Genomic DNA, 20,774 nt, shown 5'->3' on the forward strand with positions numbered 1-20,774 from the left:
TCTTAATGACGCCCTCAGCACGCACTGGAGTCGATTTTCAGCCCGGAGCTGGGGGCGTCACTACCTAAAGAGCACGTCAGGATTGGTTTACAGGGCAGCCTAAGTAAAGACAGCCTCACCGACTATACAATAGGCTCTGACCTGCATTGATAATATAAGGGTAGCCTGCGTTTGCTAGCCGATTGGATAAACCCTGAGTACATTGAGCTGCATGGAAATCAACGAGAATTTTCAAAAGCAATTGAACGAACAGGTCACCGCCGAGCACCAGGCAGCCCTGGTTTATACGCAGCTGGCTTACGAGCTGGACCGCCTCTCCTTCGACGGCATGAGCAGCTGGATGCAGGCGCAGGCTGATGAGGAGCGCGAGCACGCTCAGAAGTTCGCGCAGCACCTGCTGAACCGCGACGCGCGCGTGGACATCGAGACTGTTGAGATGCCTTCCCTGAAGATCTCCACCCCGCTGGATGCCTTCGAGGCTTCCCTCGAGCACGAGCGTAAGGTCTCCGCACTGATCCGCGATCTGGTGAAGACCGCCGACGAGGTTGGCGACATTGACTCCCGCAACCTGCTGAACTTCTTCCTGGAGGAGCAGATCGAGGAGGAGGCTACAGTTAGCAACATCATCGACCGTATCAAGCTGGTAGGCAATGATGGTTCCGGCCTGCTGCGCATCGACGCGGAGCTGGGCAACCGCTAGCAGCCATTAAGAACGCCACTCAAAGGCCAATAAGAAAGAGCCGACTGGGATTCCTCCCAGTCGGCTCTTCGTGTTCGGTGGGGCCACTCCCCTACTTAGAGCATGCAGCTCACGCAGCCCTCGACCTCCGTGCCGGTCAGGGCCGTCTGGCGGAGGCGGATGTAGTAGATCGTCTTGATCCCCTTGCGCCATGCATAGATCTGTGCGCGGTTGATGTCGCGCGTGGTGGCGGTGTCCTTGAAGAACAGGGTCAGCGACAGGCCCTGGTCCACGTACTTCGTGGCCACAGCGTAAGTCTCGATGATCTTCTCGTAGCCGATCTCGTATGCGTCCTCGTAGTACTCCAGGTTGTCGTTCGTCATGTACGGAGCCGGGTAGTACACGCGACCGATCTTGCCCTCCTTGCGAATCTCAATCTTGGAGGCGATCGGATGGATCGAGGACGTGGAGTTGTTGATGTAGGAGATCGAACCCGTCGGCGGGATAGCCTGCAGGTTGCGGTTGTACAGGCCGTGAGCCTGCACGTCTTCCTTCAGCTGCTGCCAGTCCTGCGCGGTGGGCACGTGGATGCTGGAGTTGCCGAAGATCTGACGCACGCGCTCCGTCTTCGGGGCAAAGTCGGCCGGATCGTAGCGGTCGAAGAACTCGCCGGTAGCGTACTGGGAGTTTTCGAAGTTGTGGAACTTCTCGCCGCGCTCCCGGGCGATCTTGTTGGAGGCCTTCAGCGCCTCGTACATCACGGTCGCAAAGTAGGCGTTGGTGAAGTCCAGCGCCTCCTCGGAACCGTAGTGAATGCGCTCGCGCCCCAGGAAGCCGTGCAGGTTCATCTGCCCCAGGCCGATGGCGTGGGAGTTGTCGTTACCCTGGCGCACCGACGGCACGGAATCGATGGAGGTCTGGTCCGACACGGCAGTCAGGCCACGGATGGCAGTCTCGATGGTCTTGGAGAAGTCCTCCGAATCCATCGCCTTCGCAATGTTCATGGAACCCAGGTTGCAGGAAATGTCGTCGCCGATCTTCTTGTACGACAGGTCGGCGTTGAATTCCGACGGGGTGGAGACCTGCAGAATCTCGGAGCACAGGTTCGAGTGGGTAATACGGCCCTCGATCGGGTTGGCCTTATTAACCGTGTCCTCGAACATGATGTACGGGTATCCGGACTCGAACTGGATCTCCGCCAGGGTCTGGAAGAACGCACGCGCGTTGATCTTGGACTTGCGGATACGCGGATCCTCCACCATCTCCTCGTAGTGCTCGGTGATGGAGACGTCGGCGAACGGCTTGCCGTACACACGCTCGACGTCGTACGGGCTGAACAAGTACATGTCGTCGTTGCGCTTGGCCAGCTCAAAGGTGATGTCCGGGATCACCACGCCCAACGAGAGGGTCTTAATGCGGATCTTCTCGTCCGCGTTCTCACGCTTGGTATCCAGGAAGCGCAGGATGTCCGGGTGGTGCGCGCTCAGGTAGACCGCACCGGCACCCTGGCGGGCGCCCAGCTGGTTGGCGTAGCTGAAGGCATCTTCCAGCAGCTTCATCACGGGGATCACACCGGAGGACTGGTTCTCGATGTGCTTAATCGGCGCGCCGGCTTCACGCACGTTCGACAGCAGCAGAGCCACACCGCCGCCGCGCTTGGACAGCTGCAGCGCGGAATTGATGGAACGGCCGATGGACTCCATGTTGTCCTCGATGCGCAGCAGGAAGCACGAAACCGGCTCGCCGCGCTGCTTCTTGCCGATGTTGAGGAAGGTCGGCGTTGCAGGCTGGAAGCGGCCATCCATGATCTCGTCGACGAGGTTGGACGCCAACTCGGTATCGCCCGCTGCCAGCCCCAATGCAACCATGCACACGCGATCCTCGAAACGCTCCAGGTAACGGCGGCCATCGAAGGTCTTCAGAGTGTAGGAGGTGTAGTACTTGTACGCACCCAGGAAAGACTGGAAACGGAACTTCTTCGCGTAGGCCTGCTTAAACAGGGATTTCACGAAGCTGAACTCGTACTGATCCAGTACCTCGGGATCGTAGTACTCGTTGTCCACCAGGTACTTAACCTTTTCCTCCAGATCGTGGAAGTACACGGTGTTCTGGTTAACGTGCTGCAGGAAGTACTGGTTTGCAGCCTCGCGATCCTTGTCGAATTGGATCTCCCCTGCATCGTTGTACAGGTTCAACATCGCGTTCAGAGCGTGATAATCCAGCTGCTCCCGCTGGTCAACGGGCTCCTGGACGGTCTTGCCAAGCTCAGTGCCAGTCATGTGTATGCGTCTCCTCAAAAACTCGCGCTAAGAAAAATGTCTCGCGCTCGTGCGTTCGTTTCGATTCTAATCAGTGCCCCGGACATGTGCGGGGCGGGTGCGAAGCAGGTGTTCTATTCTCTGCGTCACACTTGCCATGTCAGCTCGCCAAGGCGTTATCAGCTCGCCAGATCCCACCGGCCCTCGTGGCGCAGGGAGGCCTCAAACTCCGCCAATCCCTCGCGCACTCGGTGGACATCCTGCTCCGTTCCCATCAGCTCGAAGCGGTACAAGTACGGCACCTGGCACTTGGCGGAGATCACCTCGCCGGCCTTGGCGAAGTCCGACCCGAAGTTAATGTTCCCCGCGCCGATCACCCCGCGTAGCCACTTGCGGTTCTGCTCTACGTTGAGAAACTTGATTACCTGCTTTGGAACTGGTCGGGAATAGTCCCCCGTCATCCCTGCTCCCCCGCCGTATGTCGGCACGACCAAGACATGCGGTTGGTCGACGAGCAGTGGAGCGTCATTACGCTTCAAAGGGATGCGGGAGGAAGGCAACCCGAGCTTGCGCACGAAGCGGTGCGTGTTCTCCGTCGTGGAGGAAAAATACGTGATTAGCATTGAGCCTCATTCAGACAGTGGCGCGCGCAAAAATAGCCCCCACCTGGTAGACGGTGAAGGCGAAGCGACGCGCGAGGGTTAAGCAGCCTTGGCGGTCAGGGAGCGGATGCGATCCGGGCGGAAGCCAGACCAGTGATCCTCCCCAGCGACAACCACGGGAGCCTGCAGGTGGCCCAGTGCCATGACGTAGTCACGAGCCTCATCGTCGAGGCTGATGTCCACGAGTTCGTACTCCAGACCAGCCTTATCGAGGGCCTTCTTGGTGGCGTTGCACTGAACACATGCGGGCTTGGTGTAGACGGTGATCATGGTGGCTGTCATTCTCCTGGTTCGTGAGCGCTATCAGTGTTGGTCTTTGTCAGTCTTTAAGCTGGCCGTAGCAACGACCTCGGCGGGCGATAGCCAGGCGTACTGTGCCTTCATCGCCCCTCATCGACTTGCTTAAGACTACACATCACATGCGTGTAAGACAACCGCTAAAACACAACATTTTGGGGCTCCCATAAAACTGAAACACAATATCTAGTAGTTACATCTTGAGTATTCGCAGGTGGGGAGTTTTCCCACCACTACATCTAGCCACATAAAAAACATGCATGTAATTTCAAAGCCGGAATTTGAGACAAAAAATCCCCCGCCTCCGCGGTGCCATTGGCACTCTCAGCGGAAGACGGGGGAAGCGAAACCCTACGGTTCTTAGCCCTGGCGAGCCTTGAAGCGGGGTTCCTTCTTGTTGATCACGTAGACCTTGCCGCGGCGACGAACGACCTGAGCGCCCGGCTTGTTCTTCAGCGACCGAAGGGACTTGCGGACCTTCATCGGGCGCTCCTTTCCTCATCGACTTTCTTACATCGCCAGGCAGTACAGGCTAACAGGCTAAAACCCGTCGATGCCGCCCGGCACAAACACAAACGATGAGTTTACCCATCGCAGACTCCAAAACCAAATAAGTGCAAATGGACTACCCGAGCACCCCACGCTCCCCTGCGGACTAGCATCTAACCCATGAGCCCTTCCGCAAACCAGCCGAACCACATCCCCAACAACCCCGGCAGCACTAGCGGCGCCAAGCGCCCGGGCGCGCGCCCGCTGCACGCACAGATCGTCGCAGAACTGGGCGTGCGCCCCACCATCAACCCCGCCGAAGAGGTAGAGCGCCGCGTGCAGTTCATCGCCGACTACATGCAGACCACGGGAGTGCGCGCTTTGGTACTGGGAATCTCCGGCGGCCAGGACTCCACCCTGGCGGGAAGGCTGTGCCAGCTGGCGGTCGAACGCCTCAGCCAGGAGGACACACAGGCTCAGCAAGCAGATACTCCGCAGCCCTACCGCTTCTGCGCCGTGCGGCTGCCCTACGGAACCCAGGCGGACGAGGACGACGCACAGGTGGCGCTGAAGTTTATCGCGCCGAGTATGGGCGTCACAGTAAATATCAAGGACGCAACCGACGAATCGGCGCGCGCGGCGAGCGAGGCCCTCGGCATCGCGCAGGTCAGCGACTTCAACAAGGGCAACGTCAAAGCGCGCGAACGCATGATCGCGCAGTATGCGCTGGCGGGCGAGCTCGGCGCGCTAGTGGTCGGCACGGATCACGCGGCAGAGGCAATCACCGGCTTCTACACCAAGCACGGCGACGGTGCAGCGGATCTGGTTCCACTAGCAGGGCTCACCAAGCGACAGGGCGCGGCGCTGTTGCAGCACCTCGGCGCCCCCGACAGCACGTGGCAAAAGGTTCCCACCGCAGATCTGGAGGAAGACCGCCCCGCACTCCCCGACGAGGAAGCGCTGGGCGTGACGTACACACAACTCGACGATTACCTGGAAAGCACCAACGGCGCGGCCGACATCGACCCGCAAGTCGCCGAGCACATCGAAAAGCTATGGTTCCGCTCGCGCCACAAGCGGCATCTGCCAGTCGCGCCGCACGATGATTGGTGGCGCAGCTAAGCGCCCACACCGCTGGGTCGTAGCACAGCTAGAAAACGAACTGATCCAGGATCAGCGCGGTAAACGCCAGGAACCAGGCGATAACAACCACCAACGGCATGCCTAGCGCGGAGTGCGGCACGCCCTCTCCCGCCTCGCGCCGTTTCTCGCGCTGAATGTGCACCAACGTCATGACAAACATCGGTAGGATCGCCGCCCACACGGCCATGCAGTAGGGGCACAGCGCGCCAATCTGGTAGATCGCGGCGTAGGCCAGCCAGTGCACAAACACCACACCCAAAGCCAGCCCGACCAAGGTGCAGTACCACATCCAACGTGGCAGCTTGGCGCCGACGATTAGCATCACGGCGAGGGTCATCATCACCGGGAAGCCAATCAGCCCGATGAACGGATTAGAAAACCCGAACGCAGACGCCTGATCCGATGCCATCACATCCGTACACGAAATCACTTCGTTGAAAGCGCAGGCAGGTTCGAAGTTAGGATCCAGCGCCATCTGCAGCTTGTCGTGCATGATCAAAGCGGAAAAAATCAGCCCGATTGTGGACAGCACCAGGAAGGTGTAGCCGAAGCGTTTGGTAGCACCTAGACCGTTCATGTGCTCGCTCTCTTTATTACTGACGCCCTCACGTCCCAGCGCACCCACACCAGCATTGTCCGGCGCGGGTGAATCGGCTTGGGGCCGCTGTCCATGGCGGAACTGGGCAATTCCAATGAAATTAGATTAGCACGGTGGATTACCCAGCAAATACAACAAATCCCCAGCTCATCTCTGAACTGGGATTTTGTATTCAGTGGAGCTGGCGGAAGGCTTGTCGAAACTTGCCCCGCCAGTGATTCAGCTGGTGCGAACGCGCCGGTCGCTCCGCATCCGCGTGCTCAAGGCCGACCACGAGGAGCCACTCCCGCGTAGGCTCCCTCGCGCCGGCAAGGACCTGCTCGACGTGGCACAGAGACAGTAGGAGGCTGGCGCCACGTTGCTAGAGCTTGCCAACGAGCTCGGGATCGGTCGGGAGCGACTGGCCTTACTGCTGCGGGACCGGGGTGTACGGATGCGGCGTGCTACACCGTCGCCGGATGAGGTGCAGGAGATGGCTCGTCGCTATGCCGGTGGTGAGTCACTCGAACGCGTGGGCAAGCACCTGGGATTCTCACCCAGCACAGTCCGCAACCATCTCCGATCTGCCGGCAAAGTGCTGCGTGATGCGCACGGACGTGAAAGATAGCGAACCACGTCGATCGCCGAGACTGGGCGCCGGGGCGGCTGTGACAACCCGATCGGGTAAGATGAGAGGCATGGGAGTGGATCGGGGCAGCGATGAGCGTCTGCGGATACTGACGTTCTGGCGGATGTTGGAGTTATTCAGCCCGCAGCGGGTACCAGCGTTGACGCGTCGAGCCACCCGCCCGTCGGATCGTCAGGTGATCGCGTGGCAATCGGGAGGCCCTCTCCCCTGGGAGACGTTGGCTCCGCCCGAGCCGTTCAACGGGACCCGAAGGGTCTGGCGTCACACTGTATATCTGGGCGTCTACAAGCTTGAAGCGACCTACGAGGCGTTGGGCCGTGTGTTCGGCGAGGATCCCGATGCCTACGACAAGCGGCCTGAGGGTGAGAGCGCCTGTGCCGGTCTCCTGATCGATCACGACGGTCGTCTCGTCACCGATTCGGCGGTGCTGTCCTCGGCGCTCTGGGCTGCCGGTCGTACGCGAGATCCAGGACCGAGCAATCCGCGCTGGATGGACGGGTTCGAGGAGGCCAAGGAAGAGTTCGTCGACTCGATTGACGCTTTTGAAGGCGCCCGCCGTGATGCCGATGGCGGAGAGCAGACCCCGCCTTACGACTCGGACTCGCTGAACAAGTTGCTGAAGCTGTCCCATGTCGCTGCCGGAGTCGACGGCTTCGATGACCTTGCGGACGATCGCGTGGTCATCGAGAGCGTGGCGGTGTCGGCACGACGAGCCGAGGACGGCACGGACACTGACTTCTTGAACAGCTTCTACCTCGACGACCTCGCGGTCGTACGCGACCATGTCGCACGCGGAGATCTCGGCGCCGGCCTCGCCACGTATCTCACCGGCGACCAAACGCTGCCTGTGTCCGATCGGGTAGATGTCGTCACACACCCGCGCGCGGTCGACGCAGGAACCGGGATCGAGCGCCTCCCCAAGGGTCGATGGCCGGCTAACCCGGACCACTCGCTGGCCCTGAGCCAGCAGTTCGCCGTCAATCGAGCGCTGAACGACCTCGGGCACAGCGGTGGTCTAATGGGCGTCAACGGTCCGCCGGGCACGGGCAAGACGACGATGCTGCGCGATATCCTCGCCGGAAACGTCGTCGAGCGAGCCCGACGACTCGCAGCGCTGACTCAGCCATCGCATGCCTTCACCCAAGTCACCCATCGATGGTCCGACGACGAAGGCCACGGCCGGATCGTTCGCCAACTCAAACCCGAGCTGACAGGGTTCGAGATGGTCGTCGCGTCTGCGAACAACGCGGCCGTCGAGAACGTCACCACCGAGATCCCCGACGAGAACGCAATCGAAGCGCCGTGGCGCGGCCACATCGACTACTTCGGTGATATCGCGACCGAGATCCTCCAAGACGTGACTGGCAGCGACTCCACCAGCGACGCGGCACCGCCAACAGCCTGGGGTCTCGTCGCCGCTCGACTCGGCAGAAAGAGGAACCGTTCGTCCTTCCACTCAGCATTCTGGTTCGATGAAAAGGACCCCAAGACCAAGAAACCTGTCGAGAACGGCGTTCCAAGGATGCAGACAAGGCTGGTCCAGTGGCGCGACGGCAAGGTTCCCTACACGCCCTGGGCACAAGCACGCGAAGCCTTCTGCACTGCCGAGCAGCGCGTCGACGCACTCATCCGACAACGGGCGCAGGCCCAAGACCGGCTCCGGCAAGTCCCAGAACTCGCTGAACGTGAACGCGGTCTGGAAGCGGCGATCGAACAGGAACTCCGAGATCTGAATCGGGCCCAACACGATCTGTCCCAGCATCAGCCCGTTCAGCAGCGGGCAGACGCAGGCCGCACGCAAGCTGCCGCCAGCCACGGTCGGCACCTCGCTACTAAGCCCGGCGTACTGGAGACACTCTTCTCCTTCGGGCGAGCCGTCCGAGCATGGCGCACCCGCCTCGCCGACCTCGCGCGAGCACTGGACAACGCCGAGCAACAATACCGAGACGTATGCGACCGTGGGCAACGGCTTCACGACGCCGTGCGGCATGCCCAAGCACGGCTGTCATCAGCTCAACACGACCTAAACGGCCTCCGAGCTCAACGGGCCAGACTTCAGGATCAGTGTGCGCAGGACAAAGAACGGTTCGGTGCGGCTTATCCCGGCCCGGCATGGCAGGGCGACCAGCGAGAGCTACACGCCCCATGGCTTGACAAGGAGCTTGACACCGCCCGGTCGGATCTGTTCGCCGCGGCACTCCAACTACACCAAGACTTCCTCGCCAACACGGCACGAGACATGCTGAACGGGCTGCGCGCCGCCGGTGAGGTCGTCGCTGGGAACTACCCCCGCGACCTCGAGCCCGAGAAGCTCCGGGCTGCCTGGCAACTGTTCTTCCTCGTCGTCCCGTTGATTTCCACAACCTTCGCTTCGGCCAGCCGGATGTTCAGCGGCATCGGCTCCGAGGCGATCGGCTGGCTCCTCATCGACGAAGCTGGACAAGCCTCACCCCAGTACGCCGCCGGCGCGATCTGGCGCGCGCAACGCATCGTCGCAGTGGGCGACCCGCTCCAGCTCGAGCCCGTCGTCACACTCCCCGAGAAGGCACAACGCAACATCGCCAGCAACTACGGCCTCAGCACGACCTGGATCCCGCCACGTGCCTCCGTCCAGACCCTGGCCGACCGCGTCACGCCGTTCGGGACCCAGCTCGATCAAGGCGAGGACAAAGTCTGGGTCAGCGCGCCACTCCTGGTGCACCGACGCTGCGACAACCCGATGTTCACTCTGTGCAACCAGATCGCCTACAACAACCTCATGGTCAACGGCGTCCACCGTGGTCTCGACGACCCCGACGAGCGCTTCGACAGCCCAACCGGACCGCTCATCGCCCCCAGCTACTGGGCCGACGAGCCGGCCAACAACGCAGGCAGCCATCTCCAAGCAAGCCAGATCGAGCGGTTCGAGAAGGCCCTCGCCTACTTGAACGACCACGGCATCCCGCCGTCGGAGGTCATCGCCATCTCCCCGTTCCGAGCCGTCGCAGATCGCCTCCGCAGCCTCATCCCGAAATATCAGGGCCTCCAAGCCGGAACTATTCACACAGCGCAAGGACGCGAGGCCGACGTCGTGATCCTCGTCCTCGGCGGTGACCCCAGCAAACCGGGAGCACCCGCCAACTGGGCACGCACCCCGAACCTTGTCAATGTTGCCGCCAGCCGCGCCAAACGCCGCCTCTACGTCATTGGCGATCGTTCCTTTTGGGCGCGCCACAACTACTTCCGAGACCTGTCCAACGCACTCGTTCAATAGCCCGCACAGACGACGCGGGCGTCGATGTTTGTTTCGTCGAAATCCGTACGGCTATTGCCGCTCAGTCCAATCCGTAGACATCAAACCCACCTTTGGTCACGGTCTGCACATATGAAGCGGCACCAGCGATGAGCCGGAGTTGCTCATCACTCGCTGACCCAATGCTCAGGCCTGGCTGGGCAATGATTGTCGTGAACCGCGGGAACAGCAGCGACGTCTGCTCCCTGATCCGGCAGAGCATCTCACGGTCCCCAATTTCGAACGCCGTTCCTCCAAAGCGGCGCGTGTATCCGACGGCCCGGCGATCGAGGTGTTCGAGGAGTGGCAACGCTGCGTTGTCTCGCCATCGCGCGCCGCGCATCGCTTGGCCGCAGACTTCGTAGAGGTCCTTTAGGCGGGATCCTGCGTCTGGTTTTGAGGAGTACTTGCAGTGCACGAGCGTGACGTGCAGATCTCCTCCATCGACTCGGATGCCGACGAGGTCGGCCGTCTCACCCGACCTGTCATCGTCGATAAGGGCGTCAAAGGTCTGGTTCTCACCGAGGTAGCGCGCCATGAAAGCCTGTATCGAGTCGGCTCTGCGATCGGGGCCCTGCGATTCGACCGCAGTGTTCACACCTCCGGCGGTCCAGTCGAGAGAACGCAGATTGTCACGGGGGTACGGCAGAAGCTCGGTTCGCGGCGCGAGCAGCCGGTCATCGCCGGTGATCAGTCGGTCGCCGGAGAGAAGGAGCGTAGGCTTGTGATTATTCAACCAGGTCGACAGAGGCGCTGTCGATCCGCGACCTCCCTCCACCGTGGCATCGTCAGCCAGTGCACGGTAGTGAACACCGGTCGAACCGAACCGCCCCTCGTATGGAAGCTCCCACGTAGGTGTGACGACTGAGAAACGGAGTGGGCCGTCGACTCCGTAATCGTCGATCCTCAATCGGCATCAGTCAGCGGAACGTCGTTGGCGTTGAAGACAACGCGGGAGGACGTTCCAGCGCCAACGTAGAGCTCCCATGGCCACTCCACCGCGAGGAATGGGTACGGGGGTCGCTCCTTGACGTCGACAGGGGATCATGTCGCGGAATAGCGAGTGGACGTCAACTGACCTGTCCCGCAGCTTCGTTCCCTGGTCGCGACACCATCGTCTCCACTCCGCAAGGTTCGTCGCTGTTCGCATCGACCAGAATCTCCCGGACAGCGCCGCTGCGATGGTGACGCGCTCTCCGTCTTGGAACGCCTTGGCGGCGACGTGGGTGTGGAGGGCGGTGCCGAGAACTGCTTCTGCTCGGGTTTCGCTGAGGTGGCGGCGCTCGGTCAGAGCTTGGTGCATGTCGGGGGTCATGGGGCCGGTGGCTTCGGGAATCAGGCCGGCGATGAGACGCGGGGCCTGGCGGGTGCGGCCGGATCCGGCGGGTCGGGTGGTGGCGTGGGCGAGGCGGTGGTGGATGACGGAGGCGATGTCGTCGGCGTTGGCGAACCCGCGCGCTGCGATGAGGCGTGGTAGGAGGGCCTCGACGTTGTGGTGGTTGGCTTCCGCCCGGCGCAGTTCCGCAGTCAGGGCGCCGTAGGTGTCGAATTCGATGACGGCTTGCGCTTGATCGGTAGTGAGGCCGCTGGTGGTGACGAGGGTGGTCCAGCGGTCGTGTTGGGCTGCGGCGGCGATGGTTTCGTATTCGGCGGCGAGTTGGGCGATCGAGCCCCACTGGTCCTGCTCGGCGGTGATGGTCTCGTGTGCCGACAGCTCAGCACCGCTGTGTTGCAGCACACCGTAAAGGACCGTGCGGGCGGTCGCGTCGGGATTGTCACCCGGATGCGCCGTGGCGTGATCGTCGAGACGGTCGAGGATGACGTAGGCCTGGTTCGATTCGCGTCCGCGCGTCATCGCGACATACAGGTTCTCCCTGGTGGCGGTGGGTTCAACAAGGACGTGGGCGGTGTCGGTGGTGAGGCCTTGGGCGCGGTGGGCGGTGACTGCGTAGCCGAGATCGACGTGCTCGGCCACGTAGTCGGCGGGCACGACGATGCTGTTGCCGAACCGGGCCCCGGGTGGGCGGATCGTGACCGAACCATCGCCGCGCACGGCGGCGATGGTCCAGGTTTGGCCGTTGCGGATCCAGCCGTGCCGGTTCCGTAGCCGCCGGTCGTTGTGGCGGGTGATGATCGTGTCCCCCACGCCCGCCATGGACCCGTCGGACAGGGTGATTTCGGGGCCGGGCTTCAGCGTGCCGTCAAGGATCAGGTCAGTGCGGGCGCGGACGTTGAGGGCGGTGACGTTCTCGCGGACTTCGGCGATCAGCACCGACACCAAACCCTGCTGCCGGTCTCGGCGCCAGGCGGTGTAGGCGGCATCGGCCATGGCCTCGGCGTCACCGTCGTGGATGCGATCGTGTGCCAGGTAGGTGTTGATGTGCCGCAACTCCAGGGACGCGGTCTTCTCCCAAGCGTGGGTGAAGCGGTGGACATCGACCAGCTCGGGAGCATCGTCGCGGTCGTGGATCAACAGGCTGAACGCACCGCCAGCGTCGACGGATTGGAGCTGGGCGTAGTCACCGACCAACAGCACCTTCGCCCCCGCCTCCTCCGCTGCCTGCGTGATCCGGTCCAAGGACAGGGTGCCGGCGAGGGAGGCTTCGTCGATGATGACCAGCTGCCCGGCCTGGAAGGTGGCGCCGGTGTGTTGGTGGGTGGTCCACCACTTCGCCGTGTTCTCCGTGGCGATCCCCAGATCATCGGCCAGCACCTGCGCCGCCACCGCCGACGGCGCCAGCCCCACCACCGACCCAGCACCATGCGAGGCCTCCCACGCCCGGCGCAAGGCGTTCATCGCGGTCGTCTTCCCGGCCCCCGCCGGCCCCACCAACACATCCACCACCCGGCCCGACACCGCGACCGACGCCAAAGCTGACGCCTGGTCGGGACCGAGCACCCGCCCCTCGGCATCGGGCTTGCTCGTGATGGTCTCGACGGTGGCGAGGTCGATGCTCGGGCCGGTGGTGGTGCGGGCCCGTTGCAGGAGGCGGTCCTCTGCCGCGAGGAGGGTGTCGGAGGAGAACTCGGTCGAGTGCTTGGGCCGAAACACCGAGGTGCCATCGGGACGGCGGAACTCCACCGGACTGGTCACGAGCTCGGGTGGGGTCAGGCGCAGGGACGCCTGTTCGGCGGCGTCAGCAACCATGGCGGTGATGACTTCGCGGTCCTCGACGGTGGCGAACCGCCACCCCATCGTCTGGCGCGCGGCTTCGGCCATCAGGTTCCAGCGCCGCCACGTCGAACGCTTCTCACCAACCACCTCAACCACCGACCGCCCCACCTGCCCGATCAGATCCAACGGCACATCATCAGCCCGCAACAGCAACTGCCGCTCCCCCGCCGTGACGCTCCGCGCCCACGCGGTGGCATCCGTGCCGAGCTGCTGGCTGGCGCGGGTGCGCCACTCGGCTGTTAGCTCCGCCAAGGATCGGACCTGCTTCTCTGGGCGGGTCGCGAGCGTGGCCTGGGCGCGCAGTTTCATGATGGTCGCCGGCGACGGGCGTTTGCCGTGCTGGGTCACGTAGTCAGCAATCAGCGCGTCGGTCGCCTCGTTGATGTGCCGGGAGCGGGTCGAGAACTCCGCCACCAGTTCCTCGGGGACGTCGGTGATCGCCCATGACGGGTTCCGGTCACGGCCCATCTCCCGCACCTCCCAGCTCACGCCGAACGTGCGGGTCATGTGATCGGCGAACACGGCCTCGTGCAGCTCCGACAACGCCACGACCGCGGCATGCATCGGCCGCCCATCCAGACTCCGCCACTTCCCATCCAACACCGTTTGGGCCTTGTTGCTGATCACCACATGCGTGTGCAAGTGCGGGTCCCCGGCGCGGGAGTCGAAGTGATCGAACGCCGTCGCTATGAGCCCGGTGACGTCGACCTGTGCAACCGCGCCATCGCCCGCGGTTGCGCCCGTGCGGGTGGCTGCTACTTCGCGCTCCATGAACGCAACCACCGCCGCAACCGCCTCATGATGGGCTTGCGCAATCAACGCCTGCGTCCCCGCGTCCGCAACCGCCCACAACACCGACGCCGACTTCGGCACACTGAACGTGAAATCAAACCCCGCCACCGCACGCCGCGACCCCCGCGCAGCCTCCTCCGCCTCAATCTGCGCAACGACCCGCCCCCGCTCCACCGCCCCCAGGGCAGGGTCCAGCTGCGCGACACGGTCCGCGACCCGCTCCGCCCTCGAGCTGTACACCGGATACGCCCGCCCCAACGGCACACCAGTAATCGGATCCCGCCCCATCCCCACCAGCAACTGAAGCTGCGCCTCCGACACCTGCGCACCCGGGGCAAGTTCACCATGCCCCAGGCCGGTGACGCCGGAACCGAGCCAACGCCCCGGCGGGGTGCCAGCCTCGGCGTAGTAACGGGTCAACGGAGTCGACAGCGACCGGTCACCATCACCAGCCGCCACAGTGCGCAGCAGATATTTGTAACCATCACCAGCCGACATCACCCGCATCGACACCGTCACGCCGAACCACCCCTCTCGCGGAAAGGTGCTCGCGTCCTGGATGTGAGAGAGGGGGTGGCCGTTGCGGCCACCCCCTCGGCGGCGTCGCCGCCAACCTCCTGGATCTTTTCGCACTCTGGAGGTTTTGCCGTCCGCCGAAGTCTCGGGAACGCCACCCCGTTGCCAGGATGGAATGCGCCACGTGGCTACGCCGCGATGCGCTTCTCGCTTCTCAGGGTTCCAGCCGTGAGGTTATCCACGGACCTACGGCCCCTCCACGAGCGTTTTACGACTCCCACCTGCCGCAGGCGTCGTCCAGCAGAGAAAGCGTCGGCATGCCGACCACCTCCTTTTGGGTGCGACGTTCAGTACGTCGCACAGTCAGAGTACCGGCCCGGCGATCTAAGCAAACCGGCTCTTCGCAGATGAGGGTGTAGAAGCTGACGGCGCGGCGGTGTCGGGATAGAAGTCGAGGTCTCCCGAGTATGGAAGTTTTCACACTGCCCATCCGGAAGACCTCGACGTGCACGACGCTACCTTCACTCGCCCTGACCTGACCACGTTCTGCCGACTGGATGAGCTCGGTCTCGAAGCCGTTGGGCAACGGCTCGAGCCCGACCGCGCGGTGATCGCTTGCCGCGTCGTCGAACTCGACCAGTGGTGCCGTCGCTGCGGCTGCGAAGGGGTTCCGCGGGACACGGTGGTCCGGCGGCTTGCGCACGAACCGCTCGGGTGGCGACCCACGACCCTGGAGGTCGTCGTGCGTCGCTACCGCTGCACCGACTGCTGCCATGTATGGCGACAGGACACCAGCCTGGCGGCCGAACCACGGGCGAAGCTGTCGCGCCGCGGGCTGCGCTGGGCACCAGAGGGCATCGTGGTCCAGCACCTCACCGTCGCCCGCGTCGCCGAGGGGCTCGGGGTCGCGTGGAACACCGCCAACCTCGCCGTCCTGATCGACGACGAGCACAGGTCCGACGGGGTGAAGGTCGTCGGCGTCGATGAGCACGTCTGGAGGCACACCCGCCGCGGCGACAAGTACGTCACCGTGGTCATCGACCTGACCGGCATCCGTGAGGGCACCGGACCAGCACGGCTGCTGGACATGGTCGAGGGCCGCTCCAAGCAGGCGTTCAAGACTTGGCTCGCCGAGCGACCGCAGGCGTGGCGCGACGCGATCGAGGTGGTCGCGATGGACGGGTTCACCGGCTTCAAGACCGCCACCACCGAGGCGCTGCCCGACGCGGTCGCGGTGATGGATCCCTTCCACGTCGTCCGGCTGGCCGGCGATGCACTGGACCGTTGCCGCCGCCGGGTCCAGCAGCACACCCAGGGCCACCGCGGCCGCAAGGACGACCCGCTATACCGGGCGCGGCGAACCCTGCACACGGGAGCTGACCTGCTCACCGACAAGCAGAACGACCGCCTGCACGACCTATTCAGCGTCGATGCGCATGTCGAAGTCGAGGCAACCTGGGGCGTCTACCAGCGGATGATCGCCGCCTACCGCGAGCAGGACCGGCGTCGTGGCCGCGAGCTAATGGTCAAACTGATCGACTCGGTCAGCCACGGCGTCCCGAAGGCGCTCACCGAGGTCATCACGCTGGGGCGAACACTGAAGAAGCGAGCCGACGACGTACTGGCCTACTTCGACCGACCCGGCACCAGCAACGGACCCACAGAGGCGATCAACGGACGGCTCGAACACCTCCGCGGCTCCGCACTCGGCTTCCGCAACCTCACCAACTACATCGCCAGATCGCTGCTCGAGACCGGCGGGTTCAGACCCCAACTACACCCTGGATCATGATGAGCCTCATTACCTGGATCGAACGGACCTACCACCGCCGCCGGCGTCAGGCCCGCCTGGGCCGATTGACCCCCATCGAATACGAGACCATCATGAACCCGACCGTCACCCTGGCGGCCTAAACCAAGCTGACACCTGATCGTGCATCAGTCCCGGCCCCATCTGTAGGGGTCTGCCTTCTATCTGGCGACGAGAGTCGTGAGATGACAGGCACACCAAGACGCTGTGTACGGCACGCTGAGCGCTACGCGCGTTGTTTCCATCGAGTGAGCAGCTTCGCTAAGTGCTCGTGTTCACTGGTGATTGTGGTCAGAGTCATGGCTCGCTCTAGTGTCGAGATGGCGTCTTGGTTTCTCCCCATGGCGCGGTAGAGATGGCTTCGCAAGACCCATGCGGGTTGGTAGCTCTCCGCTGCTTTTGGGAGGCTGCTGAGGGCGGCCAGGGCCGCGGCTCCTCCTTCCGCATGCTGAAGAATTGCGGCTCTGGAAACTCGTGCTCCTAACGAGGGGGCGATCCGTAGAAGGTGGTCGTGTTGCCGTAATAGGGCATGCCAGTTTGGTTTTCGAGTGCGCACACCTTGCATGTGGAGGGCTTGGATGCTCGCTTCGATGGCGTAGCGGCCGATTTCTCCGCATCGGTGGACTTCACGAAGATGCCATTCACCCTTCGCCAGATGGCTTGCGTTCCACATGGTTGGGTCTTGATCGTCGAGAGGTACCAGCGCGCCGCTGGGGCTCCGTCGTGCGTTGAACCGTGCCACTGACAGGTGGATGAGAGCGGCAAGTCCGTGAGACTCTCCATCATCGGGGCAGAGGGCGGGAACTAGTTCAGAGAGATAGACCGCTTCTCCAGCGAGGTCTTCGCGCAGATCCGTTGCCGCATTGGCCCACTCGATGGTGAACACCCCGTAGATGGCTTCGTGGATGGACGAGAGGCACGCATGCAGTTCGGATCGGTCGGGCACGTGCATCTGGAGACCATTCGTGGCGATCTTCTTCTTCGCTCGGGTCAGCCGCGCTGCCACTGTCGCGGCGGGCAGGATCATTCCTTCCGCGATACGTCGGGTAGGGAGCCCGAGGACTGCAGACAGCATGAGCAGTGGGCGAGTGGCGGGATCGATGTCGGGGTGTGCGCAGGCTGCGAGAAGTTGGAGGCGGCTGTCGGGGAGCTCATCGAGCCCTGCGTTGACGCTGGGTTGTAGCGCTTCGTGTACTTCCGAGTTCAGCTCGACGCTGGTTCGATGCGCGGCGGACTTCCAGACATCGCGTCGAAGGTTCAGCGCAGTGCGATAGATCCACCCGGAGGGATTGTGCGGGATGCCCTTGCTGGGCCAGGTATGAAGGGCGCGCTCAACCGCACCGGCTACTGCATCCTCTGCACCAGCGATATCGCCGTCTCGTACAGAAAGCAAGGCGATGATCCTGCCCCAGTCATCGTGGGTCAGAACCACCGCCTGCTCCACATCAGGAGACGTCATTGCTGCGACTACTGGTGCCAGCTGCCATCGACGTAGGAAACCCCCGCTGCACGCACCTCGACTGTTCCGTAGCTCGCACCAGGGAACCGCTCAGCCCAAGCCAGTGCCGCCTCGCGGTCGGGAACATCGATCACGAACACACCGGCCAGTGCTTCTTTCGTCGCCGCGAAGGGACCATCCTCGATGACTGTCTTGCCACTGCGTCGCGTCACCGTCGAGGCAGTCGGCGATGGGGTGAGCATCTCGGCGGCCACCATGACCCCGGCAGCCTCGAGTGAGTCGGTGAAGTCGGTCATTAACTGCTGCATCTCGGCCATCTCCTCTGCCGACGGCTGCTCCTCGGTGCTGATGCCTGGTTCCTCAGCATGGAAAGCAAGTACGTATCGCATGTTGGAGTTCTCCTTGTACTACTCAGGGAGAGCGCCGTTCGCCCTCCTGCACTAGAGACGATTCAGCGACCTCACTTTCGACACCCTGCCATATGCGGCTGTCGACGACGGTCGAAAAGGGGCTCTTCACAGATGAGGGTATAGCTGTGGTGCGACCTGGGGCGGCGCGTCGGTGTCGGGGTGAGGGTCGAGGTCTTCCGATGATGGGAGTTCTCACACAACCCGTCCGGAAGACCTCGACGTGCCTGACGCTACCTTCACGCGCCCTGACCTGACTACCTTCACCCGCCTCGACGGCCTCGGTCTGGAGGACACCGGCCAGCTGCTCGAGCCTGACCGGTCCGTGCTGGCGTGCCGGGTCGTGGAGCCGGACGACTGGTGCAGGCGGTGCGGCTGCCAGGGCGTGCCCCGTGACACGGTGAGCAGGGAGTTGGCGCACGAGCCGTTCGGGTGGCGCCCTACCACGCTGGTGCTCACCGTGCGCCGCTACCGCTGCAAGGAGTGCTCGCACGTGTGGCGTCAGGACACCACCGCTGCGGCGCCGCCGCGGGCCAAGATCTCCCGCGCCGGCCTGCGGTGGGGTCTGGTCGGGATCGTCGTCGGCCACCTGTCGATGGCCCGAGTTGCCGAAGGACTGGGCGTGGCGTGGAACACCGCCAACGACGCGGTCCTGGCTGAGGGCCGGCGTCTGCTCATCGAGGACCCGACCCGCCTGGACGGTGTCAAGGTCGTCGGGGTCGATGAGCACGTGTGGCGGCACACCCGGCGCGGTGACAAGTACGTCACCGTGATCATCGACCTCACCCCGGTCCGGGACGGCACCGGGCCCTCACGCCTGCTGGACGTGGTCGAAGGTCGGTCGAAGAAGGCGTTCAAGGACTGGCTGGCCGAGCGGGACCAGGCTTGGCGCGATGGGATCGAGGTCGTGGCCATGGATGGGTTCGCGGGCTTCAAGACCGCCACCACCGAGGAGCTGCCGGACGCCGTCACGGTTATGGATCCCTTCCACGTCATCCGGTTGGCCGGGGACGCTCTCGATGAGTGCCGCCGCCGAGTCCAGCAGGAACTGCACGGACACCGCGGACGCAAGGGCGACCCGCTCTACACCGCGCGGCGGACCCTGCACACCGGGGCTGACCTGCTCACCGACCGCCAGCACGAGCGCCTTGACAAGCTCTTCGCTGGGGACCGGCACGTGCAAGTCGAGTGCACCTGGGGGATCTACCAGCGCATGATCTCCGCCTACCGTCACCCCGACCGAGCAGCCGGCCGCGTCGAGATGAGCTCCGTGATCGACGCCCTCGCCGACAGTGTGCCTGAGGCGTTGGTAGAACTGCGCAAGCTCGGCCGCACCCTGACCAGACGCGCCTGCGACGTCCTGGCCTACTTCGACCGGCCGCGCACGAGCAACGGACCTACCGAAGCCGTGAACGGTCGCCTCGAGCACCTGCGTGGCCTGGCCCTCGGCTTCCGCAACCTCACCAACTACATCGCCCGCGCACTCCTCGAAGCCGGCGGATTCAGACCACACCTACACCCTGAATTGTGAAGAGCCAGCAAACCTCGATCTGCAAGAGGCGTGGCAGCACTGAGGCCACGTTGGGCGCCTGGCTTAGGTGCGCCAAGTAGTTGGCCTAAGCGGCCACTCGTTGGCGTGAGAGCTGGGCGCGCCGTCCTTGGCAGCACGCAGTGGCGCACCCGGATCTATCTTGGTGGCGCAGCCCGGCACTCGTCGCCCGCGATGTGTCCAGCACCCAGGGTCAAGCGCGTCCCAGTTCAATGTCGACGCTAACCCGGGCTCATCTATAGCTCGCCCCCGACGAGCATCCCCAAGGTGCGACCTCAAAGCGATCGGCTGTCGGGACCGGCAAGGTGACGGGCAAGGGATGTGAGGACCATGCTGCGCCAGCCGCCGGTCATACCGTTGAAGGCTTGACGCTGTACCGGGTCTGACAAGTCGAAGCCCTCATGCTCGAGGATGACCCTGGTTCCCTTGCCCTCAGGGACGAGGTGCCAGGTGACAACCGTGTCAAGCGGCCCATTGCGCCACGTGTAGCGAAGGAGCCGTTCGGCCTCGACATGTGCAACTTTGCAGTGGACCGTGCCCCATCGGCCGACATCCAGGGTGAATTCGTGGCCGCTCTCAGGACGAAAGTCGGTGGCCATGAACCATTGGGCGAGCTCGGTGGGGTTGATGAGAGCTTCCCAGACCCGAGCTGCAGGGTGCGCTAGGAACTCGTCGACTTCGATGGTGTGTGTCTGGCTGCTCATGGATTCCTGTCGAGGTGTTCGCGGAGGTCCTTCAGGGTGTCTCTCCAGAAGACTTCGTATGGGCTCAGCCAGTCGGCTAGTGGTTGCAGTTGTGCTGCCTCGACGTGGTAGATCCGTTCTCGGCCGTGCCGCTCCTCCTCGACCAGGCCAGCGTCCTTCAAGATCTTGAGGTGTTCCGAGACGCTGGGGCGTTGCATGTCGAAGCGCGCGGCGAGTGAGCTGACGGATTGCGGCTGGTCGAGCAGGAGGTCGAGTAGCCGCCTGCGGTGGGGGTTCGCAACCGCTGCGAACACGTCATCGACTGTGGGCATTGCCCCATCGTATCGGTAGGGGTTAG

Annotated in this window: 18 protein-coding genes and 1 pseudogene; 8 read left to right on the plus strand and 11 right to left on the minus strand. The window is 63.4% G+C overall.

Going from position 1 to position 20,774, the window contains the following annotated elements; translation table 11 throughout:
• Positions 1-211 precede the first annotated feature (211 nt).
• On the plus strand, positions 212-700 hold the full coding sequence (locus tag MHX63_RS07055) for a ferritin (RefSeq protein WP_239387872.1): 489 nt from the start codon (positions 212-214) through the stop codon (positions 698-700).
• Between the two features lie 95 nt (positions 701-795).
• Here MHX63_RS07055 and nrdE read toward each other — a convergent pair whose 3' ends face one another.
• From nrdE to ykgO, 4 genes are all read right to left on the minus strand, one after another.
• Positions 796-2,958, minus strand: a complete 2,163-nt coding sequence (gene nrdE / locus MHX63_RS07060; RefSeq protein WP_239387873.1) for a class 1b ribonucleoside-diphosphate reductase subunit alpha — start codon at positions 2,956-2,958, stop codon at positions 796-798.
• A gap of 158 nt (positions 2,959-3,116) precedes the next feature.
• On the minus strand, positions 3,117-3,560 hold the full coding sequence (gene nrdI / locus MHX63_RS07065) for a class Ib ribonucleoside-diphosphate reductase assembly flavoprotein NrdI (RefSeq protein ID WP_239387874.1): 444 nt from the start codon (positions 3,558-3,560) through the stop codon (positions 3,117-3,119).
• A gap of 78 nt (positions 3,561-3,638) precedes the next feature.
• Positions 3,639-3,869: a glutaredoxin-like protein NrdH gene (gene nrdH / locus MHX63_RS07070; protein ID WP_011273153.1), complete on the minus strand. Its 231-nt coding sequence runs from the start codon at positions 3,867-3,869 to the stop codon at positions 3,639-3,641.
• A 387-nt stretch (positions 3,870-4,256) separates the two neighbouring features.
• Positions 4,257-4,379 (minus strand): type B 50S ribosomal protein L36, encoded by a 123-nt coding sequence (gene ykgO / locus MHX63_RS07075; RefSeq protein WP_005511141.1) that lies wholly within the window; start codon positions 4,377-4,379, stop codon positions 4,257-4,259.
• Positions 4,380-4,565: 186 nt separating this feature from the next.
• On the opposite strand from ykgO, the gene nadE reads away from it, so the two are divergent.
• The gene (gene nadE / locus MHX63_RS07080) at positions 4,566-5,507 is read left to right on the plus strand and encodes an ammonia-dependent NAD(+) synthetase (protein ID WP_239387875.1); all 942 of its coding nucleotides are present in this window, start codon (positions 4,566-4,568) and stop codon (positions 5,505-5,507) included.
• 28 nt (positions 5,508-5,535) lie between these two features.
• On the opposite strand, the gene MHX63_RS07085 is transcribed toward nadE, so the two are convergent.
• Positions 5,536-6,105 (minus strand): vitamin K epoxide reductase family protein, encoded by a 570-nt coding sequence (locus MHX63_RS07085; protein ID WP_239387876.1) that lies wholly within the window; start codon positions 6,103-6,105, stop codon positions 5,536-5,538.
• A 214-nt stretch (positions 6,106-6,319) separates the two neighbouring features.
• Between MHX63_RS07085 and MHX63_RS07090 the strand changes: the two genes are divergently transcribed.
• The 3 genes from MHX63_RS07090 to MHX63_RS07095 all read left to right on the plus strand — a co-directional run bounded on the left by MHX63_RS07090 (position 6,320) and on the right by MHX63_RS07095 (position 10,007).
• The gene (locus MHX63_RS07090) at positions 6,320-6,469 is read left to right on the plus strand and encodes a hypothetical protein (protein ID WP_239387877.1); all 150 of its coding nucleotides are present in this window, start codon (positions 6,320-6,322) and stop codon (positions 6,467-6,469) included.
• Between the two features lie 90 nt (positions 6,470-6,559).
• Complete coding sequence (locus tag MHX63_RS10510; RefSeq protein WP_370644049.1) at positions 6,560-6,733, plus strand: helix-turn-helix domain-containing protein; 174 nt, start codon at positions 6,560-6,562, stop codon at positions 6,731-6,733.
• A 70-nt stretch (positions 6,734-6,803) separates the two neighbouring features.
• Positions 6,804-10,007 carry a DEAD/DEAH box helicase gene (locus tag MHX63_RS07095; protein WP_239387878.1) on the plus strand — a complete coding sequence of 1,068 codons (3,204 nt, stop codon included), beginning with the start codon at positions 6,804-6,806 and terminating at the stop codon, positions 10,005-10,007.
• 61 nt (positions 10,008-10,068) lie between these two features.
• Here the strand turns inward: MHX63_RS07095 and MHX63_RS07100 are convergent, their stop codons facing one another.
• Together MHX63_RS07100 and mobF are read right to left on the minus strand one after the other, a co-directional pair.
• Complete coding sequence (locus tag MHX63_RS07100; protein WP_239387879.1) at positions 10,069-10,935, minus strand: hypothetical protein; 867 nt, start codon at positions 10,933-10,935, stop codon at positions 10,069-10,071.
• A 6-nt stretch (positions 10,936-10,941) separates the two neighbouring features.
• Positions 10,942-14,499, minus strand: coding sequence for a MobF family relaxase (gene mobF, locus MHX63_RS07105; RefSeq protein ID WP_370644177.1), 3,558 nt, complete (start codon positions 14,497-14,499; stop codon positions 10,942-10,944).
• Between the two features lie 514 nt (positions 14,500-15,013).
• On the opposite strand from mobF, the gene MHX63_RS07110 reads away from it, so the two are divergent.
• The gene (locus MHX63_RS07110) at positions 15,014-16,300 is read left to right on the plus strand and encodes an ISL3 family transposase (protein WP_239387881.1); all 1,287 of its coding nucleotides are present in this window, start codon (positions 15,014-15,016) and stop codon (positions 16,298-16,300) included.
• Positions 16,294-16,422, plus strand: a pseudogene (locus tag MHX63_RS07115) (IS3 family transposase); the annotation flags it as partial. The gene MHX63_RS07110 and the pseudogene MHX63_RS07115, both read left to right, overlap by 7 nt.
• Positions 16,423-16,544: 122 nt before the next feature.
• On the opposite strand, the gene MHX63_RS07120 reads toward MHX63_RS07115, so the two are convergent.
• Positions 16,545-17,777, minus strand: a complete 1,233-nt coding sequence (locus tag MHX63_RS07120; RefSeq protein WP_239387882.1) for an RNA polymerase sigma factor — start codon at positions 17,775-17,777, stop codon at positions 16,545-16,547.
• A gap of 8 nt (positions 17,778-17,785) precedes the next feature.
• Complete coding sequence (locus tag MHX63_RS07125) at positions 17,786-18,166, minus strand: YciI family protein (RefSeq protein ID WP_239387883.1); 381 nt, start codon at positions 18,164-18,166, stop codon at positions 17,786-17,788.
• Between the two features lie 241 nt (positions 18,167-18,407).
• Here MHX63_RS07125 and MHX63_RS07130 point away from each other — a divergent pair, with 241 nt between their 5' ends.
• Positions 18,408-19,715, plus strand: a complete 1,308-nt coding sequence (locus MHX63_RS07130; RefSeq protein WP_239387884.1) for an ISL3 family transposase — start codon at positions 18,408-18,410, stop codon at positions 19,713-19,715.
• Between the two features lie 293 nt (positions 19,716-20,008).
• Here MHX63_RS07130 and MHX63_RS07135 read toward each other — a convergent pair whose 3' ends face one another.
• Positions 20,009-20,437 (minus strand): SRPBCC domain-containing protein, encoded by a 429-nt coding sequence (locus MHX63_RS07135; RefSeq protein ID WP_239387885.1) that lies wholly within the window; start codon positions 20,435-20,437, stop codon positions 20,009-20,011.
• Positions 20,434-20,748, minus strand: a complete 315-nt coding sequence (locus MHX63_RS07140; RefSeq protein WP_239387886.1) for a helix-turn-helix transcriptional regulator — start codon at positions 20,746-20,748, stop codon at positions 20,434-20,436. Before MHX63_RS07140 ends, MHX63_RS07135 begins: the two co-directional genes overlap by 4 nt.
• Between the last annotated feature and the right edge of the window lie 26 nt (positions 20,749-20,774).

Source organism: Corynebacterium sp. ACRQK, from assembly GCF_022345965.1.
Classification (GTDB): domain Bacteria; phylum Actinomycetota; class Actinomycetes; order Mycobacteriales; family Mycobacteriaceae; genus Corynebacterium.

What these genes read in the sequence shown, in the direction of transcription:
- mobF (WP_370644177.1), bottom strand. Translation starts at nt 14,499, where the DNA reads ATGCGGGTGATGTCGGCTGGTGATGGTTACAAATATCTGCTGCGCACT.
- MHX63_RS07140 (WP_239387886.1), bottom strand. Translation starts at nt 20,748, where the DNA reads ATGCCCACAGTCGATGACGTGTTCGCAGCGGTTGCGAACCCCCACCGC.
- nrdH (WP_011273153.1), bottom strand. Translation starts at nt 3,869, where the DNA reads ATGATCACCGTCTACACCAAGCCCGCATGTGTTCAGTGCAACGCCACC.
- MHX63_RS07120 (WP_239387882.1), bottom strand. Translation starts at nt 17,777, where the DNA reads ATGACGTCTCCTGATGTGGAGCAGGCGGTGGTTCTGACCCACGATGAC.
- MHX63_RS07135 (WP_239387885.1), bottom strand. Translation starts at nt 20,437, where the DNA reads ATGAGCAGCCAGACACACACCATCGAAGTCGACGAGTTCCTAGCGCAC.
- ykgO (WP_005511141.1), bottom strand. Translation starts at nt 4,379, where the DNA reads ATGAAGGTCCGCAAGTCCCTTCGGTCGCTGAAGAACAAGCCGGGCGCT.
- MHX63_RS07085 (WP_239387876.1), bottom strand. Translation starts at nt 6,105, where the DNA reads ATGAACGGTCTAGGTGCTACCAAACGCTTCGGCTACACCTTCCTGGTG.
- nrdE (WP_239387873.1), bottom strand. Translation starts at nt 2,958, where the DNA reads ATGACTGGCACTGAGCTTGGCAAGACCGTCCAGGAGCCCGTTGACCAG.
- MHX63_RS07095 (WP_239387878.1), top strand. Translation starts at nt 6,804, where the DNA reads ATGGGAGTGGATCGGGGCAGCGATGAGCGTCTGCGGATACTGACGTTC.
- nrdI (WP_239387874.1), bottom strand. Translation starts at nt 3,560, where the DNA reads ATGCTAATCACGTATTTTTCCTCCACGACGGAGAACACGCACCGCTTC.
- MHX63_RS07125 (WP_239387883.1), bottom strand. Translation starts at nt 18,166, where the DNA reads ATGCGATACGTACTTGCTTTCCATGCTGAGGAACCAGGCATCAGCACC.
- MHX63_RS10510 (WP_370644049.1), top strand. Translation starts at nt 6,560, where the DNA reads ATGCGGCGTGCTACACCGTCGCCGGATGAGGTGCAGGAGATGGCTCGT.
- MHX63_RS07055 (WP_239387872.1), top strand. Translation starts at nt 212, where the DNA reads ATGGAAATCAACGAGAATTTTCAAAAGCAATTGAACGAACAGGTCACC.
- nadE (WP_239387875.1), top strand. Translation starts at nt 4,566, where the DNA reads ATGAGCCCTTCCGCAAACCAGCCGAACCACATCCCCAACAACCCCGGC.